We start from the raw sequence: 17,079 nt of genomic DNA, 5'->3' as shown, positions 1-17,079 counted from the left end.
CGAAATCGTCAGGTGACGACGCCGTGACCATCGCGTTTCCCCTTCGGGTCGTCGCGGGGTTGCGGCGCCCGGAAACACCCTGGCAACGCACTGACTGTCGGGCATCGACGGCAGTGGCGTCAGATCCAAGGAAACGTGTGCGCCGGGACGGCCGGCGCCCCTGAGGAGGGCATTGTGACCATCCGCGTCGGCATCAACGGCTTCGGCCGTATCGGCAGGAACTTCTACCGGGCTCTCGTGGAGTCGGGTGCGGACATCGAGGTCGTGGGCGTGAACGACCTCACCGACAACAAGACGCTCGCGCACCTGCTCAAGTACGACACGACGCTCGGCCGCTTCGGCAAGTCGGTCGACTTCGACGACGACAACATCATCGTGGACGGCAAGAAGATCCGTGCGCTCGCCGAGCGCAACCCCGCCGACCTCCCCTGGGGCGAGCTGGGTGCGGACATCGTCATCGAGTCCACGGGCTTCTTCACGGACGCCACCAAGGCGAAGGCGCACATCGACGCCGGCGCCAAGAAGGTCATCATCTCGGCCCCGGCCAAGAACGAGGACGCGACCTTCGTGATGGGTGTCAACCACGAGCAGTACGACGCCGCGGCGCACCACATCATCTCGAACGCGTCGTGCACCACGAACTGCCTCGCCCCGCTGGCGAAGGCCCTGAACGACTCGATCGGCATCGAGCGTGGCCTCATGACCACGATCCACGCCTACACGGGTGACCAGAACCTGCAGGACGGCCCGCACAGCGACCTCCGCCGCGCCCGCGCCGCCGCGCAGAACATCGTGCCGACCACCACGGGTGCCGCCAAGGCCGTCGCCCTGGTGCTGCCGGAGCTCAAGGGCAAGCTGGACGGCTACGCGCTGCGCGTGCCGGTCATCACCGGCTCGGCCACGGACCTCACGTTCGAGGCGCCCCGCGACGTCACCGTCGAGGAGGTCAACGCCGCGGTCAAGGCCGCCGCCGAGGGCCCGCTCAAGGGCATCCTGGAGTACGTGGACGACGAGATCGTGTCCTCGGACATCGTGACCAACCCGCACCAGAGCATCTACGACTCGAAGCTCACCAAGGTGATCGGCAACCAGGTCAAGGTCGTCTCCTGGTACGACAACGAGTGGGGCTACTCGAACAGCCTCGTCTCGCTCACCGTGTTCGTCGGCGAGAAGCTCTGACCGCTTTCTCACCAGCGTGAACTCCGACGTCCGCGTGCGCATCGGCCAGCCGGCGCACGCGGACGTCGTCATGTGACGGAAACCCTGACCGGCCTCCTGGCGGCCGGTCCCCGACCTGGAGTGCTCATGAAGACCATCGACTCCCTCGGCGACCTGCGCGGCAAGCGCGTCCTGGTCCGCTCCGACTTCAACGTGCCGCTCGACGGCACGAAGATCACCGACGACGGCCGCATCCGTGCCGCCCTGCCGACGCTGACGCGGCTGACCGACGCCGGTGCGCGCGTCGTCGTCCTGGCCCACCTGGGCCGCCCCAAGGGCACGCCGGACCCGCAGTACTCCCTGGCGCCCGTCGCCGCCCGCCTGGGCGAGCTGCTGGGCCAGGACGTCGCGCTCGCGCAGGACCTCGTGGGCGAGTCGGCGAAGGCCACGGTCGAGGCGCTGGCCGACGGCCAGGTCGCCCTCCTGGAGAACGTGCGGTTCGACGCGCGCGAGACCTCGAAGGTCGACGCCGAGCGCGCCGAGCTCGCCGGTGAGCTCGCGCAGCTCGCGGACGCGTTCGTCTCGGACGGCTTCGGCGTGGTGCACCGCAAGCAGGCCTCGGTGTACGACGTCGCGCAGGTGCTGCCCGCCGCGGCCGGTGACCTGGTGCTGAACGAGGTCGAGTCGCTGTCCAAGGCGACCGGCGACCCGGAGCGCCCGTACGCCGTGGTGCTCGGTGGCTCCAAGGTGTCGGACAAGCTGGGCGTCATCGCGAACCTGCTGACCAAGGCGGACCGCCTGCTCATCGGCGGCGGCATGGTCTTCACGTTCCTGGCGGCCAAGGGCCAGTCGGTGGGCAACAGCCTGCTGGAGGCCGACCAGATCGAGACCGTCAAGGGCTACCTCGCCACGGCGGAGGCCAACGGCGTCGAGATCGTGCTGCCGGTGGACATCGTCGCGGCGGACTCGTTCGCCGCGGACGCGCCGCACCAGGTGGTCGCGGCCGACGCGATCCCGGACGGCACCATGGGCCTGGACATCGGCCCGGAGTCGGGCAAGCTGTTCGCCGGCAAGCTGGCCGACGCGAGGACCATCGCGTGGAACGGTCCGATGGGCGTGTTCGAGTTCGAGGCGTTCGCGGACGGCACCAAGGCCGTGGCGCAGGGCATCATCGACGCGACGGCCGCCAGCGGGTTCTCCATCGTGGGCGGCGGCGACTCCGCGGCCGCGGTGCGCGTGCTGGGCTTCGACGAGGCCGGGTTCAGCCACATCTCGACCGGTGGCGGCGCGAGCCTGGAGCTGCTGGAGGGCAAGGAGCTCCCCGGCCTGACCGTCCTCGCCGACTGACCTGACGTACCTCTGAGAGAAAGAAGAAGCACGTGGCTACCACCCGCACGCCGCTGATGGCGGGCAACTGGAAGATGAACCTGGATCACCAGCAGGCGATCAGCACGGTCCAGAAGCTCTCCTGGACCCTGAAGGACGCCAAGCACGACTACGCGGCGGTCGAGGTGGCGGTCGTCCCGCCGTTCACCGACCTGCGCTCGGTGCAGACGCTCGTCGACGCCGACAAGCTGGAGATCGTCTACGGCGCCCAGGACATCTCCAAGCACGAGTCCGGCGCCTACACGGGCGAGATCTCCGGCACGATGCTGAAGAAGCTGGGCTGCACCTACGTGGTGATCGGCCACTCGGAGCGCCGCGAGTACCACGCGGAGTCCGACGACGTCGTGAACGACAAGGTGCGTGCCGCGTTCGCGCACGGCCTGACCCCGATCCTGTGCGTCGGTGAGGGCCTGGAGGTCCGCAAGGCCGGCAACCAGGTCTCTTACACCCTCGCGCAGGTCGAGGCCGCCCTGGCCGACGTGCCGGCCGAGCAGGTCGCGAAGGTCGTCATCGCCTACGAGCCCGTCTGGGCCATCGGCACCGGCGAGGTCGCCACCCCCGAGGACGCGCAGGAGGTCTGCGGTGCGATCCGCCGGGTGCTGGGCGAGCTGTGCGACGCGGGTGTCGCCGACGGCGTCCGCGTCCTGTACGGCGGCTCCGTGAAGTCGGGCAACGTCGCGCAGATCATGGCGCAGCCCGACGTCGACGGCGCACTGGTGGGCGGTGCGAGCCTCGACCCCGAGGAGTTCGCGAAGATCGCCCGCTACCAGTCCCACGTCGTCGCGTAACGGGGCCCGTCCGTGTGTCAGACCCACAGGTCACCCGGGTGACCTGTGGGTCTGACACGTAGGGCGGGACGAACGTTTCCCGCAACCTGCCTGAGGTACCCTCACACGGGCGTGACGTTCCAGGTGCGACTCCCTTTCCGGGGCTTTCCCAGGCCTGATCAGGGGGTTCGCAATGTGAGGTACGTCTCGCTTATTCTTGACCGAATCCGCCGCCGGGGATCGCCCTGGCACATCTACAACCGAGGACGTGAACCGTGGACGCGCTCCGCATCATCCTGGAAGTCCTGCTGGTCCTGACCAGTGGCTTTCTCACCATGCTCATCCTGCTCCACAAGGGCAAGGGTGGCGGTCTGTCCGACATGTTCGGTGGCGGTATCTCGATGGGCGCCGGTTCGTCCGGCGTGGCCGAGCGGAACCTCAATCGCATCACAATCGCCTTCGCCCTCGTGTGGGCCGTGGTGATCGTCCTGCTCGGACTCATCCAGAAGGTCAGCTGACCCGGTCGCCAAGCGCCTAGCAGCTGACGGCCACACACAGAGGGGACGACAGACGTGGCATCAGGCGGTCATGCGATTCGGGGGAGCCGGGTAGGCGCCGGCCCCCTCGGGGAGACGGAGCGGGGCGACACCGCCCCGCGTATCCGAGTTTCTTACTGGTGTGCCAACGGGCACGAGACGGCACCGAGCTTCTCGGTGGGCGAGGACGTCGAGGCGCCCACGCAGTGGGACTGCCCACGGTGCGGCTTCCCCGCGGGGATGGACCCGGTGAACCCGCCGGCTCCGGTGCGGAACGAGCCGTACAAGACGCACCTCGCCTATGTGAAGGAACGCAGGTCCGACGAGGACGGCGCGGCCCTCCTGGAGGAGGCGCTGGAGGCACTGCGGGTCCGCCGTGGTGGCCGCGTAGCAGGCTAAGAGTTTTTTCAAGCCGGCGAAGTAGAACCCTGGCGAAACAGAACTGGGCGGGGCACCTGATCAGGTGCCCCGCCCAGTTCTGTTTCGCCAGGGTTCTACTTCGCGCCCGCGGACTCCAGGTCCAGCAGCCACAGCGTCCGTGCCTGCCCGACGGCGCCCGCGGCGGGCACCTCCGTGGCCGGGTCGCCGGCCAGGGCCGCCGCCACGCGGTCCGCCTTCTCGGCGCCCGCCGCCACGACCCACACCTCGCGGGCGGACCGGATCGCGTCGAACGTCAGCGAGACCCGCTCCGGCGGAGGCTTGGGCGAGCCGTGCACGCCCGTCGTCGTGCCCTGGGCGGTCAGTCCCTCGTGGCCGGGGAACAGGGACGCGACGTGCCCGTCCGGGCCCATGCCGAGCAGCAGCACGTCGAACGCCGGGACGCCGCCCGCCTCGCCGGCCGCGTGCTCGGCGAGCAGCGCCGCGTAGGCCGCCGCGCCCTCCTCGGGCGTGGCGACCGACGTCGGCCCCGGCATCGGGTGGACGTTGGCCTCGGGGAGCCCGTGCTCGGCGACCAGGTCGTCGAGCAGGGCCTCCCGGGCCTGTGTCTCGTTGCGGTCCGGGTCGCCGTCCGGCAGGAACCGCTCGTCGCCCCACCACAGGTGCACGCCCGACCAGTCGATCGCCGGCACCAGCGGGCTCGCGGCCAGGGCCGCGAGCGACGCGATGCCGACCGTGCCGCCCGTGAGGACGACATGGACGGGGGAGCGGACCGACTGCACGTCCAGGACGCGCGTCAGCAGGCGCGCGGCGGTCGCCTGCGCGAGCACCTCCTTGTCGGGGTGCACCACGACGAGCCGCACCCCGGACGCCTCGGTCATCAGGCCGCCGTCCGGGTGGTGACGTGACCCAGACCCCGCGTGAGGACCTCCTCGAAGACCTCGTCCGGGTCGAGCCGGCGCAGCTCCTCGATCAGGGCCTCGTTGAGCGCACGGATCGGCAGCGCGATCCGGCGTGCGGGCTTGCCCGGCTGCGTGATCGTGACGGTGCGGCCGTCCGGGCGGTCGAGCACGATGGGGCCGCTCTTGCGCTCCAGCACCACACGCGTGATCGCGTCGTCGCTGGCGGTGCGCACCACCTCGGCCGGGACGTTCAGCCGGGCGCCGAGCCAGGCCGCGAGCAGGTCGAGCGACGTGTGCCGCTTCTGCCCCTCGACCGTCACGGACAGCACGGGCTCGAAGGGCGGCTGCTCCACGGCGGCCGCGATGAGCGCCCGCCACAGGGTGACGCGTGCCCACGCGAGGTCGGTGTCCCCGGGGGCGTACGTCCCGGCGAGGTTGCCGAGCATGTCCTCCGGGTCCTTGGCCGTGGTGCTGTCGATGATCCGGCGGGTCGCCATGGCGCCCACCGGGTCCTGCGACGGCACCGCGGGCGCCTCACGGGGCCACCAGGCCACGATCGGCGCGTCGGGCAGCAGGAGCGGCATCACCAGCGTGTCGGTCCGCTCCAGGAGCGGGCCGAAGGCGCGCAGCACCACCACCTCGGAGGCGCCGGCGTCACCGCCCACCCGGATCTGCGCGTCGAGCCGGGCGTCCGCACCGCGCGTCGCCGGGGCGACCACGATGACCCGGCACGGGTGCTCACGGCTCGCGTCGTTGGCGGCCTCGACCGACTCCTCGACGTCGCGCTCGTCGGCCAGCACCACGAGGGTGAGCACGCGGCCCAGGGCCACCGCACCGCCCTCGTCGCGCAGGCGCACCAGGCGCTTGTTGACGTCGTTGGTCGTCGTGTCCGGCATGTCGATGATCACGGTCGCCTCCAGGTCCTGCCGTCGCGCTCCATCATGGCGTCGGCCGACGGCGGACCCCAGGTGCCGGACGCGTACGGCTCCGGCTGGCCCTTGCGTGCCCAGTAGGACGTGATCGGGTCGAGGATCTTCCAGGAGAGCTCGACCTCCTCACGCGTCGGGAACAGCGGCGGGTCGCCGAGCAGCACGTCGAGGATGAGCCGCTCGTAGGCCTCGGGGGAGGACTCGGTGAACGAGTGCCCGTACCCGAAGTCCATCGTCACGTCGCGCACCTGCATGGCCGTGCCCGGCACCTTGGCGCCGAACCGCATGGTCACACCCTCGTCGGGCTGCACGCGGATCACCAGGGCGTTGTTGCCGAGCTCGGACGTCAGCGACGTCTCGAACGGGAGGTGCGGGGCCTTCTTGAAGACCACGGCCACCTCGGTGACGCGGCGGCCCAGGCGCTTGCCGTGCCGCAGGTAGAACGGGACGCCCGCCCAGCGGCGGTTGTCGACGTCCACCCGGATCGCGGCGAAGGTCTCCGTGGCGGAGTCCTTCGCGATGCCGTCCTCCTCCAGGAAGCCCGGCACCTCCTCGCCGCCCTGCCAGCCGGCCTCGTACTGGCCGCGGGCGGTGTGCTTGCCGAGGTCGTGCGGCAGGCGCACCGACGAGAGCACCTTGATCTTCTCGGCGCGCAGCTCGGCGGCGTCGAAGTTGCGGGGCTCCTCCATGGCCACCAGCGCCAGGAGCTGGATCAGGTGGTTCTGGATGACGTCGCGCGCGGCGCCGATCCCGTCGTAGTACCCGGCGCGGCCACCGATGCCGATGTCCTCGGCCATGGTGATCTGCACGTGGTCCACGTAGTTCGAGTTCCACAGGGGCTCGAACATGGTGTTCGCGAAGCGCAGCGCCAGCAGGTTCTGGACCGTCTCCTTGCCCAGGTAGTGGTCGATGCGGAACACCGACTCCGGGTCGAAGACCTCCGACACCACGGCGTCGAGCTCCTTGGCGCTGGCCAGGTCGTGCCCGAACGGCTTCTCGATGACCACGCGGCGCCAGGCGTGCACGCCGTCGCCGTCCGCGTCGTCGTCGGGACGGGACAGCCCGTGCTTCGAGAGCTGCTGGCACACCACGGGGAACGCCGCCGGCGGCACCGACAGGTAGAACGCGTGGTTGCCGCCCGTGCCGCGCTCCTTGTCGAGCGTCTCGACGGTCTCCCGCAGGCGTTCGAACGCCGCGTCGTCGTCGAACGAGCCCTGCACGAACCGGATGCCCTCGGCGAGCTGGCGCCACGTGGCCTCCCGGAAGGGGGTACGCGCGTGCTCCTTGACGGCGTCGTGCACCACCTGCGCGAAGTCCTGGTCCTCCCAGTCGCGCCGCGCGAAGCCCGTCAGGGCGAAGCCCGGCGGCAGGAGGCCGCGGTTGGCGAGGTCGTAGACGGCGGGCATGAGCTTCTTGCGTGCCAGGTCACCCGTCACACCGAAGATCACGAGCCCGCTGGGCCCCGCGATGCGGGGCAGCCGTAGATCGAGTGGGTCGCGCAGGGGGTTGACCCCCTGCGCGATCTTGGCCGGCCTCACCGCTCGCCGCCTCCTGCACCGGCGCCGTCGAGGCCGGTCTTGGTGGTCGTCAGGAGCTCGTCCCAGCTGACCTCGAACTTCGTCACGCCCTCGTCCTCCAGCTGTGCGGTCACCTCGTCCATCGAGATGCCCTGCGCCTCGACGGCCGCGATGGTCGCGGCCGCCTGCTCGCCCGAACCGGTCACGGTGTCGGCCAGCACGATGCCGTGGTCGGCGAAGGCGTCGAGCGTCTTCTCCGGAATCGTGTTGACGACGCCCGCGACGACCAGCTCGTCGACGTACATCGTGTCGCGGTAGGCGGGGTCCTTGACGCCGGTCGACGCCCACAGGGGCCGCTGCGGCTGCGCGCCCGCCGCCGCCAGGGCGGCCCAGCGCTCACCGGAGAAGACCTCCTCGTAGGCGGCGAAGGCCAGGCGGGCGTTCGCGATGGCGGCCTGGCCGCGCAGCGCGAGCGCCTCGTCCGTACCGACGGCGTTCAGCCGCTTGTCGACCTCGGCGTCCACCCGGGACACGAAGAACGACGCGACCGAGCCGATCACGGACAGGTCGTGGCCGGCCGCCCTCGCCTGCTCCAGACCGGCCAGGAACGCGTCCATGACCGCCCGGTACCGCTCGATCGAGAAGATCAGCGTCACGTTGACGCTGATGCCCTTCGCCAGGGTCGACGTGATGGCCGGCAGGCCCTCGACGGTGGCGGGGATCTTGATCATCACGTTCGGCCGCGCGACGGTCTCCCACAGCCGGACGGCCGTGGTCTCCGTCGCCGCCGTGTCGCGGGCCAGCCGCGGGTCCACCTCGATGGACACCCGGCCGTCCACGGCGGCGGTGGCGTCGTAGACGGGGCGCAGCAGGTCCGCCGCGTCCCGCACGTCGTCCGTGGTGATGCGCTCCACGGCCGACTCCACGTCCGACCCGGCCAGCTCGGCCAGCGTCTCCGCGTAGGCGTCGCCGTGCGCGAGCGCCGCCGCGAAGATCGTCGGGTTGGTGGTCACGCCCACGACGTTCCTGCTGGTCATGAGCTCGGCGAGGTTGCCGGTGCGCAGGCGCTCACGGGACAGGTCGTCGAGCCAGATGGCGACACCCGCCTCGGACAGCCGCTCGGTGGGGCTGACGTTCTCGCTGGTGCTGTCAGTCATCGTGCCCTTCCTCTCTCGTGTCCAGGTGTTCCGACGCGGTTCAGGACGCCGCCTCGATCGACTCCTTGGCGGCCTGGGCGACCGCCTCGGAGGTGATGCCGTACTCGGCGTAGAGCGTCTTGTAGTCCGCCGACGCGCCGTAGTGCTCGAGCGAGACGATGCGGCCGGCGTCGCCGACCACCTCGCGCCAGCCCTGCGCCACGCCCGCCTCGACCGACACGCGGGCCTTCACACCGGACGGGATGACCGACTCGCGGTAGGCCTCGTCCTGCTTGTCGAACCATTCGCGCGAGGGCATGGAGACCACGCGGGCCTGCACGCCGTCGGCCGCGAGGATCTCGCGCGCCTCGACGGCGAGCTGCACCTCGGAGCCGGTGCCCACGAGGACGACGTCGGGCGTGCCCTCGGTGTCCAGGAGCACGTAGCCGCCCTTGAGGGTGCCCTCGGCGCCGGCGAAGCCGTCGGTGCCGCGCGGGTAGGTGGGCACGTTCTGCCGGGTCAGCACGAGGCCGGCCGGGTTCTTCGTGTTCTCCAGGATGCCGCGCCAGGCCCAGGCGGTCTCGTTCGCGTCGGCCGGGCGGACGACGTCGAGGTTCGGGATGGCCCGCAGCGCCGCGAGGTGCTCCACCGGCTGGTGGGTCGGACCGTCCTCGCCGAGGCCGATCGAGTCGTGCGTCCACACGAACGTGGTCGGGATGCTCATGAGCGCCGCCAGGCGCACCGAGGCACGCATGTAGTCGGCGAACTGCAGGAACGTGCCGCCGTAGGGGCGCGTCAGGCCGTGCAGCACGATGCCGTTCAGGATCGAGCCCATGGCGTGCTCACGGATGCCGAAGTGCAGGGTGCGGCCGTAGGGGTCGCCCGGGAACTTCTTGGTCGCGTGCTCGGTCGGCACGAACGACGGCACGCCGTCCATCGTGGTGTTGTTCGAGCCGGCGAGGTCGGCCGAGCCGCCCCACAGCTCGGGCAGCACGTCCTTGAGCGAGGTCAGGACCTTGCCCGACGCCGCACGGGTCGCGACGCCCTTCTCGCTCGCCTCGAACTCCGGCAGGGAGTCGGCCCAGTCCTCGGGCAGCTCGTTCGAGCGCAGGCGCTCCAGGAGCGCGGCCTGCTGCGGGTTCGCCTCGGACCAGGCGGCGAAGGCCGTCTCCCAGGCCTGGCGCTCGGTGGCCTGGCGCTCGCCGACGGAGCGCGTGTAGGCCAGCACCTCGTCGTCGATCGTGAACGTGGCCTCGGGGTCCAGGCCGAGCGCGGACTTGAGGCCCTTGACCTCGTCGGCGCCCATGGCCGAGCCGTGGATGCCGCCCGTGTTCTGCTTGGTGGGCGACGGCCAGCCGATGATGGTGCGCAGCGCGATGATCGACGGCTTGCCGGTCTCGGCCTTGGCGGCGTCGATGGCGGCGGCCAGCGCGTCGGTGTCCTCCGCGTAGCCCTCGCCGCCCGAGGTCCAGTCCACGCGCTGGGTGTGCCAGCCGTAGGCCTCGTAGCGCTTCAGCACGTCCTCGGTGAACGCGATGTTGGTGTCGTCCTCGATCGAGATCTTGTTGTCGTCCCAGATCAGGATGAGGTTGCCGAGCTGCTGGTGGCCCGCGAGGGACGAGGCCTCGGAGGTCACGCCCTCCTGCAGGTCGCCGTCGGACGCGATGACGTACACGTGGTGGTCGAACGGCGACTCGCCGGGGGCGGCGGCCGGGTCGAGCAGGCCCCGCTCGCGGCGGGAGGCGAACGCCATGCCGACGGCGGAGGCGAGGCCCTGGCCCAGCGGGCCGGTCGTGATCTCGACACCCGCGGTGTGCCCGAGCTCCGGGTGGCCCGGGGTCTTGGAGCCCCAGGTGCGCAGCGCGGCGAGGTCGTCCATCTCGAGGCCGTAGCCCGCGAGGAAGAGCTGCAGGTAGATCGTCAGCGACGAGTGGCCGGCGCTCAGCACGAACCGGTCGCGACCCTGCCAGTCGGGGTCGGACGGGTCGTGGCGCATGGTCTTCTGGAAGAGGAGGTACGCGGCCGGCGCGAGCGAGATCGCGGTCCCGGGGTGTCCGTTACCCACCTTCTCGACGGCGTCCGCGGCCAGCGCCTTGATGGCCTTGACCGCTCGCTCGTCGAGCTCCGACCACTCCAGGGGCTTCAGCACGGGGTCGAAAGCGTTCACGAGTCCTCTTTCTCTCCGCCGTCGACCCTCGTCCTGGTCCGGAGAGCGGACGCGCTGGAGAGCCGCGCAGCGTGCGTGCGGCGGCGGCGGGATGCCGGCCGCCCTTCGTTCGATGGCGTCAACAACCCTATACGCGCGCGTAATCCGCTGCGCAGGGCTGTCCACGGACTGTTCGTCCCAGGATGCGGTGGACAAATCTCACACGCTCCTCCGGGAGCGCGGTGCGCGACCCGGTCACACCGCGACGTACCATGGGCCTGCACCCGACCGGCAACAGCGCTTACCAGGTGCGTTATCGACTCCAGGACTCTCCCGAACGGAACTGCGACGCGCGTGAGAACGAGCCACCCGACGAACGGCCAGACCGCGCGTCCCCAGACGTCCGCCCCCGAGGCCGCGGCCGGCGTCGAGCAGCGTCCCGGGGGATGGTTCATGCGCCGCGCCGGCGCGTACGTCGCCCTGACCAAGCCGCGCGTCATCGAGCTGCTGCTCGTGACGACCGTGCCCACCATGATCCTGGCGGCCGACGGCCTGCCCAGCTTCTGGCTGATCGTCGCCACCCTGATCGGCGGCGCCGGCGCCGCGGGCAGCGCGAACGCGTTCAACATGTGGTGGGACCGGGACATCGACCAGGTCATGAACCGGACCAAGAAGCGTCCGCTGGCCACGGGGGAGATCACGCCGCGCGCCGGCCTGGTGTTCGCCTCGATCCTCGGCCTGCTCTCGCTCACGTGGTTCGCGCTGGTGATCAACTGGGCCGCGATGTGGCTCACGCTGGGCGCCATCGCGATCTACGTCGTGGGCTACACGATGATCCTCAAGCGCCGCACCCCGCAGAACATCGTGTGGGGCGGCATCGCCGGCTGCATGCCGGTGTTCATCGGCTGGGCCTCGGTCACCGGCGGGCTGAGCTGGGCCGCGCTGGCGCTGTTCGGCATCATCTTCTTCTGGACGCCGCCGCACTACTGGCCGCTGTCGATCAAGTTCAAGAAGGACTACGCGAACGCGAACGTCCCGATGCTCCCGGTCGTCAGCGACGACAAGCGCGTCGCGGCCGAGATGGTGGGCTACACGATCGCGATGATCGCCTGCTCGCTGGCGCTGACCCCGCTCGCGGGCATGTCGTGGGTGTACACCGTGGTGGCCGCCGTGCTGGGCGGCTGGTTCCTCTGGTCCACGGTCGCGATGCTGCGCCGGGCGCAGGGCAAGGCCAGCGGCAAGCTGGGCGCCATGAAGGTGTTCCACGGCTCCATCACGTACCTGTCGCTGCTGTTCGTGGCGGTCGCGGTGGACGTCTTCCTGCCCTTCTGAGCTCCGGACCAGACCTCTGCATAGCGGTGGTCATGATTCGGCCTGCACCGACGTCGCCGCCTAGGCTGAGCGCGTGACCGAGACCCCAGCCGACCGAACCACAGACCCTGCCGAACAGCCCGACGCGCAGTCCGCGGGCTACTCCTCGGGCCTGCCGACGGCGACCGCCGTCGTCCCCGAGAGCGACCTCGCGCCCCGCCGCGCCGCGCGCGAGAAGTCGCGCGTCGCCCCCGACTACGCGCGCGCCTGGCTCCTGCTCTCCGCGATGCGGACCGAGCTCTTCGACAAGGCGCAGCTCTCCCGGGCGGACCAGGTGATCCTCGACTGCGAGGACGCGATCGACGACTCCCTGAAGGACGAGGCGCGCGAGAACGTCATCCGCTGGATCAAGAACGGCGGCTGCGCCTGGGTCCGGATCAACGACCGCACGGCGCCGTCCTGGGCGGACGACGTGGCGTACCTGCGCGGCCTGAAGGGCCTCAACGGCGTGATGCTCGCCAAGACCGAGAGCGCGGACGACGTCATCGACACCGCCCAGCGGCTCGGCGGCGACGTGCCCGTGATCCCGCTGGTGGAGTCGGCCCTCGGCATCGAGGAGGCCGTGCACATCGCGAGGGCTCGTGGCGCGTTCCGGCTCGCGTTCGGCTCCGGCGACTACCGCCGCGACACCGGCGCCGCCAACGAGCCCATGGCCATGGCCTACCCGCGCACGCGCCTCGTGGTCGCCAGCCGCATCGGCGGCCTGCCCGGCCCCGTGGACGGCCCCACGGTCGGTTCGTCGCACGCGCTGCTGCGCGAGCAGTCGGCGGACGCCGTGGGCCTCGGCATGACCGGGAAGCTCTGCCTGGACTTCGAGCAGTCGGGCGTCATCAACGAGTCCTTCGCGCCCACGTCGTCCGACGTGGCCTGGGCCGTCGACTTCTTCGCCGAGTTCGAGGCCGCCGGCTCCGTGATCCGCGACGGCAGCGACAAGCCCCGCCTGGCTCGCGCCCAGGTGATCCGCTCGCGCGCCGAGCTGTTCGGCATCAACCCAGCCTGACCGGCACCGGGATCGATCGCCCCAGATATATCCGGCGGGATCGACCTCGCGTCGCCGCCGCCCGGCGTGGCCCGCCCGTGGGGCGGGCCACGCTCGGCATGATGGGCCGGTGTCCACCGCACTGGCCCGTCCGTCCCGCGAGAACCAGCCCGCCACCCCGTCCGCCTCGGCCGTCCCGTCCGCCACGGCGGAGGGCGGCCGGCTCGACCGCGCGCTGCGGGACTACCTCGCGCACCTGAGCGTGGAGCGGGGCCTCTCGGCCAACACCGTCGCGGCCTACCGCCGCGACCTCGTGCGGTACGCGGCGTTCCTCGACGCGGCGGGCAGGGACCTGGCGGAGGTCACCGAGCTGGACGTCACGAGCTTCGTCGAGGCCGTGCGCCAGGGGGCCGACGGCGGCCGGCCGCTGTCGCCGTCGTCCACGGCCCGCGCCCTGGCCGCCGTACGCGGCTGGCACAAGTTCGCGCAGGCCGAGGGCCTGGCGGTCGAGGATCCGTCCGCCGACGTGCGGGCGCCCACCCAGATGCGGCGGCTGCCGCACGCCCTGTCCGTGGACGACGTCGCCGGGCTGCTCGACGCCGCCGGCGCGGGCGACGGGCCGCTGCCCCTTCGCGACCGGGCCCTGCTGGAGCTGCTGTACGCGACCGGGGCGCGGATCTCCGAGATCGTCGGGCTGGACGTCGACGGCGTGGGGGACTCCGCCGCCGTCCGGCTGCTCGGCAAGGGCTCGAAGGAGCGGGTGGTGCCCGTGGGGTCGTTCGCGCGCGACGCCCTGGAGGCGTACCTCGTGCGGGCCCGTCCCGAGCTGGCCGCCGCGGGGCGCGGCACCCCCGCCCTCTTCCTCAACACGCGCGGCGCGCGGATGTCTCGGCAGACGGCGTGGGCCGCGCTCCAGGCCGCGGCCGGCCGGGCCGGGCTCACGGAGCACGTCTCGCCGCACACCCTGCGCCACTCGTTCGCGACCCACCTGCTGTCCGGCGGGGCCGACGTGCGCGTGGTCCAGGAGCTGCTCGGGCACGCGTCGGTCACCACCACGCAGATCTACACGATGGTCACGCCCGACGCCCTGCGCGAGGTCTACGCCGCCGCGCACCCGCGGGCCCGCTGACCGCCCGGCACCGAACCACGCCACGCCGGGGCTCCGACCGGGCAGTGCCCACACTCTGGTATAGCGTGGCGGGCGTGAGCGAGGCACCCAGCCCGGAGGGAGCGAGCACGATGACCGACATTCTTCTCGGCAAAACGGTCGTCGGCGCACCCAACGACTCGGAGATCGTGCGCGACGTCGTGGGGCGGGTCATGCCCGACCTGCCCGTGCCGGCGCCCCTGGCGAGCCACGGCCCGGCGCGCATCATCGCGATGTGCAACCAGAAGGGCGGCGTGGGCAAGACCACGACCACGATCAACCTCGGCGCGTGCCTGGCCGAGTACGGCCGCAAGGTGCTGCTGGTCGACTTCGACCCGCAGGGTGCCGCGTCGGTGGGCATCGGCGTGAACCCGCACGAGCTCGACCTCACGATCTACAACCTGCTCATGGAGCGGGGCGTGGACGTGCAGGACGTGCTGATCCCGTCGGGCATCGAGAACCTCGACGTGCTGCCCGCGAACATCGACCTGTCGGCCGCGGAGGTGCAGCTCGTGGGCGAGGTCGCCCGGGAGTCGGTGCTGGCCCGCGCGCTGCGCCCGGTGATCGACGACTACGACGTGATCCTCATCGACTGCCAGCCGAGCCTCGGCCTGCTCACCGTCAACGCGCTGACCGCCGCGCACGGCGTGCTGATCCCGCTGGAGTGCGAGTTCTTCGCGCTGCGCGGCGTCGCGCTGCTGGTGGAGACCATCGAGAAGGTGCGGGACCGGCTCAACCCGGCCCTGGAGATCGACGGTATCCTCCCCACCATGTACGACTCGCGCACCCTCCACTCCCGGGAGGTCGTGGCCCGGGTGCACGAGGCCTTCGGCGACACGCTGCTGCACTCGATCATCGGGCGCACGGTCAAGTTCCCCGACGCCACCGTCGCCGCCGAGCCCATCACCGCGTACGCCCCGGGTCACCCGGGCGCCGCCGCGTACCGTCAGCTCGCCCGGGAGCTCGTGGCCCGTGGCGACGCTGCCTGACGTGGCGCCCGAGGTCCTGGAGGCCGCTGCCGGCCCGGGGGCGGCGCCCGAGGCGCCGCCGGAGGAGCAGCCCGTCGAGCGGCCGTCCTCGCGCACGTTCCAGGTGCGCCTGCACAACTTCGAGGGACCGTTCGACCTGCTGCTGTCGCTCATCGCGAAGCACCAGATGGACGTCACCGAGGTGGCGCTCGCCGTGGTGACCGACGAGTTCGTCGCACACATCCGCGAGGCGGAGCGGGCGTCCCGCGAGGCCGCCGAGCGCGGCGAGGTGCACGAGTCGTGGGACCTCGGCGTGGCCAGCGAGTTCCTGGTCATCGCCGCGACCCTGCTGGACCTCAAGGCCGCGCGGCTGCTGCCCGGCGTCGTGGACGAGGACGCCGAGGACCTCGAGCTGCTCGAGGCCCGCGACCTGCTGTTCGCCCGGCTGCTGCAGTACCGCGCGTACAAGGAGGTCTCGAAGGTCCTCGCGGAGCAGATGGCGTCGTCCGGACGCCGCGTGCCCCGTCTGGCGCCGCTCGAGCCGCACCTGGCCGCGATCCTGCCGGAGCTGGTGTGGGACACGACGGCGGAGCGGCTCGCGGAGCTGGCCGCGAGGGTGCTCGCTCCCAAGCCGCCGCCCGTGGTGGGACTGGCCCACCTGCACGGCTCGGCGGTGAGCGTGCGCGAGGAGGCGGGCGTCATCGTCCGGCGCCTGCGGGACGAGCACTCGGTCACGTTCCGGTCGCTCACCGCCGGTACGGAACGCCTCGTGACGGTCGCCCGGTTCCTCGCGCTGCTGGAGCTGTTCCGCGACGCGCTGGTCGGCTTCGAGCAGGTCAGCCCGCTGGGCGAGCTGACGGTGCGGTGGACGGCCGGGCCCGACGACGGCGGGAAGTACCTCGACCCGGCGGCCGGCCCCAGCGAGTTCGACGAGGAGGACCTGACCGCCCCGGCGGCGGAGCAGGGACTCGAACAAGGACCCGGACAGGCAGACATCCCGCAGCCCGGAACGGAGGCGACAGCATGACGGTCGAGGAGCAGGCCCCGCCGGCGGACGCCCCCGCCACCCCTGAGGCCCCCGCGGCTCCCGCGCCGGAGGAACAGCCCGTCGTCGACGTGCACACCCTCCCGGGCGGGGCGCACGCCGCGATCGAGGCCGTGCTCATGGTGGCCGACGCGCCGATCGGCGCGGACCGCATCGCGGCGGCGCTGAACCTGACGCAGGACGAGACCGACGACATCCTGCACGAGCTGGCCGACGAGTACGCCGGCCACCTCGGCTCCCGCCCACGCGGTTTCGAGCTGCGTCGCACCGTGGACGGGTGGCGCATCTACTCGTCCACGGCGCACGCGGACCCCGTCGGGCGCTTCGTGCTGGACGGCCAGTCGGCCAAGCTGAGCCAGGCTGCGCTGGAGACGCTCGCCGTGATCGCGTACCGTCAGCCGGTGTCGCGCGGCCAGATGAGCGCGGTGCGCGGCGTGAGCGTGGACGGCGTCGTACGGACCCTGCTGACCCGCGGGCTGATCGCCGAGATCGGTCAGGACCCGAGCTCGGGTGCGGTTCTGTTCGGAACCACGGGATACTTCTTGGAGCGGATGGACTACTCGTCGCTCGACGAGCTGCCCCCGCTGGCGCCGCACCTGCCGGATCTCGACACGATCGACGGCCTCGACGGGCTGGACTCCTAGTCCTGCCCGAGGCCTGACCGACGGGCTTCGCGCGCGCCCCTTTCCGAGATCTTCCGACGTACCGAGAGAC

16 protein-coding genes are annotated in these 17,079 nt (G+C 71.5%); 11 read left to right on the top strand and 5 right to left on the bottom strand.

Features of this window, described 5'->3' with window-relative positions; genetic code table 11:
• Positions 1–174 precede the first annotated feature (174 nt).
• The 5 genes from gap to ACIPN7_RS12160 all read left to right on the top strand — a co-directional run bounded on the left by gap (position 175) and on the right by ACIPN7_RS12160 (position 4,246).
• Positions 175–1,179 carry a type I glyceraldehyde-3-phosphate dehydrogenase gene (gene gap, locus ACIPN7_RS12180; protein ID WP_377236638.1) on the top strand — a complete coding sequence of 335 codons (1,005 nt, stop codon included), beginning with the start codon at positions 175–177 and terminating at the stop codon, positions 1,177–1,179.
• Between the two features lie 126 nt (positions 1,180–1,305).
• Complete coding sequence (locus ACIPN7_RS12175) at positions 1,306–2,505, top strand: phosphoglycerate kinase (protein ID WP_400541850.1); 1,200 nt, start codon at positions 1,306–1,308, stop codon at positions 2,503–2,505.
• A 56-nt stretch (positions 2,506–2,561) separates the two neighbouring features.
• Positions 2,562–3,332 (top strand): triose-phosphate isomerase, encoded by a 771-nt coding sequence (tpiA, locus tag ACIPN7_RS12170; protein WP_400541990.1) that lies wholly within the window; start codon positions 2,562–2,564, stop codon positions 3,330–3,332.
• A gap of 254 nt (positions 3,333–3,586) precedes the next feature.
• Positions 3,587–3,829 carry a preprotein translocase subunit SecG gene (gene secG, locus ACIPN7_RS12165; RefSeq protein ID WP_020014806.1) on the top strand — a complete coding sequence of 81 codons (243 nt, stop codon included), beginning with the start codon at positions 3,587–3,589 and terminating at the stop codon, positions 3,827–3,829.
• Positions 3,830–3,883: 54 nt separating this feature from the next.
• The gene (locus tag ACIPN7_RS12160) at positions 3,884–4,246 is read left to right on the top strand and encodes an RNA polymerase-binding protein RbpA (protein ID WP_397396271.1); all 363 of its coding nucleotides are present in this window, start codon (positions 3,884–3,886) and stop codon (positions 4,244–4,246) included.
• Between the two features lie 95 nt (positions 4,247–4,341).
• On the opposite strand, the gene pgl is transcribed toward ACIPN7_RS12160, so the two are convergent.
• The 5 genes from pgl to tkt are packed head-to-tail and all read right to left on the bottom strand — an operon-like array spanning position 4,342 to position 10,876.
• A complete protein-coding gene (pgl, locus tag ACIPN7_RS12155; protein WP_400541846.1) occupies positions 4,342–5,106 on the bottom strand; it encodes a 6-phosphogluconolactonase in 765 nt (254 codons plus the stop codon).
• Positions 5,106–6,035 (bottom strand): glucose-6-phosphate dehydrogenase assembly protein OpcA, encoded by a 930-nt coding sequence (gene opcA, locus ACIPN7_RS12150; protein ID WP_400541843.1) that lies wholly within the window; start codon positions 6,033–6,035, stop codon positions 5,106–5,108. The genes pgl and opcA overlap by 1 nt, the downstream gene beginning before the upstream one ends.
• Positions 6,032–7,594, bottom strand: a complete 1,563-nt coding sequence (gene zwf / locus ACIPN7_RS12145) for a glucose-6-phosphate dehydrogenase (protein WP_400541841.1) — start codon at positions 7,592–7,594, stop codon at positions 6,032–6,034. The genes opcA and zwf overlap by 4 nt, the downstream gene beginning before the upstream one ends.
• Positions 7,591–8,730: a transaldolase gene (gene tal / locus ACIPN7_RS12140; RefSeq protein WP_400541838.1), complete on the bottom strand. Its 1,140-nt coding sequence runs from the start codon at positions 8,728–8,730 to the stop codon at positions 7,591–7,593. Before tal ends, zwf begins: the two co-directional genes overlap by 4 nt.
• 40 nt (positions 8,731–8,770) lie before the next feature.
• Positions 8,771–10,876 carry a transketolase gene (tkt, locus tag ACIPN7_RS12135; protein ID WP_400541835.1) on the bottom strand — a complete coding sequence of 702 codons (2,106 nt, stop codon included), beginning with the start codon at positions 10,874–10,876 and terminating at the stop codon, positions 8,771–8,773.
• Positions 10,877–11,209: 333 nt separating this feature from the next.
• Between tkt and ACIPN7_RS12130 the strand changes: the two genes are divergently transcribed.
• From ACIPN7_RS12130 to ACIPN7_RS12105, 6 genes are all read left to right on the top strand, one after another.
• Entirely contained in the window at positions 11,210–12,187 is a 978-nt protein-coding gene (locus ACIPN7_RS12130) for a heme o synthase (RefSeq protein WP_400541832.1), read from the top strand.
• Between the two features lie 253 nt (positions 12,188–12,440).
• Positions 12,441–13,226, top strand: a complete 786-nt coding sequence (locus tag ACIPN7_RS12125; protein ID WP_400541987.1) for an HpcH/HpaI aldolase/citrate lyase family protein — start codon at positions 12,441–12,443, stop codon at positions 13,224–13,226.
• A gap of 214 nt (positions 13,227–13,440) precedes the next feature.
• Entirely contained in the window at positions 13,441–14,334 is an 894-nt protein-coding gene (gene xerD / locus ACIPN7_RS12120; RefSeq protein WP_400541985.1) for a site-specific tyrosine recombinase XerD, read from the top strand.
• A gap of 110 nt (positions 14,335–14,444) precedes the next feature.
• A complete protein-coding gene (locus ACIPN7_RS12115; RefSeq protein WP_400541982.1) occupies positions 14,445–15,341 on the top strand; it encodes a ParA family protein in 897 nt (298 codons plus the stop codon).
• Positions 15,325–16,347 (top strand): segregation and condensation protein A, encoded by a 1,023-nt coding sequence (locus tag ACIPN7_RS12110; RefSeq protein ID WP_400541829.1) that lies wholly within the window; start codon positions 15,325–15,327, stop codon positions 16,345–16,347. Before ACIPN7_RS12115 ends, ACIPN7_RS12110 begins: the two co-directional genes overlap by 17 nt.
• Positions 16,344–17,009: an SMC-Scp complex subunit ScpB gene (locus ACIPN7_RS12105; RefSeq protein ID WP_400541826.1), complete on the top strand. Its 666-nt coding sequence runs from the start codon at positions 16,344–16,346 to the stop codon at positions 17,007–17,009. The genes ACIPN7_RS12110 and ACIPN7_RS12105 overlap by 4 nt, the downstream gene beginning before the upstream one ends.
• Positions 17,010–17,079 lie beyond the last annotated feature (70 nt).

The organism is Promicromonospora sp. NPDC090134 (assembly GCF_044746965.1).
Taxonomy (GTDB): domain Bacteria; phylum Actinomycetota; class Actinomycetes; order Actinomycetales; family Cellulomonadaceae; genus Promicromonospora.
Note: the sequence above shows the minus strand (reverse complement) of the source record. Positions and strands in the feature narration are given on the sequence as shown.

What these genes read in the sequence shown, in the direction of transcription:
- ACIPN7_RS12175 (WP_400541850.1), top strand. Translation starts at nt 1,306, where the DNA reads ATGAAGACCATCGACTCCCTCGGCGACCTGCGCGGCAAGCGCGTCCTG.
- tpiA (WP_400541990.1), top strand. Translation starts at nt 2,562, where the DNA reads ATGGCGGGCAACTGGAAGATGAACCTGGATCACCAGCAGGCGATCAGC.
- pgl (WP_400541846.1), bottom strand. Translation starts at nt 5,106, where the DNA reads ATGACCGAGGCGTCCGGGGTGCGGCTCGTCGTGGTGCACCCCGACAAG.
- tal (WP_400541838.1), bottom strand. Translation starts at nt 8,730, where the DNA reads ATGACTGACAGCACCAGCGAGAACGTCAGCCCCACCGAGCGGCTGTCC.
- ACIPN7_RS12115 (WP_400541982.1), top strand. Translation starts at nt 14,445, where the DNA reads ATGACCGACATTCTTCTCGGCAAAACGGTCGTCGGCGCACCCAACGAC.
- ACIPN7_RS12105 (WP_400541826.1), top strand. Translation starts at nt 16,344, where the DNA reads ATGACGGTCGAGGAGCAGGCCCCGCCGGCGGACGCCCCCGCCACCCCT.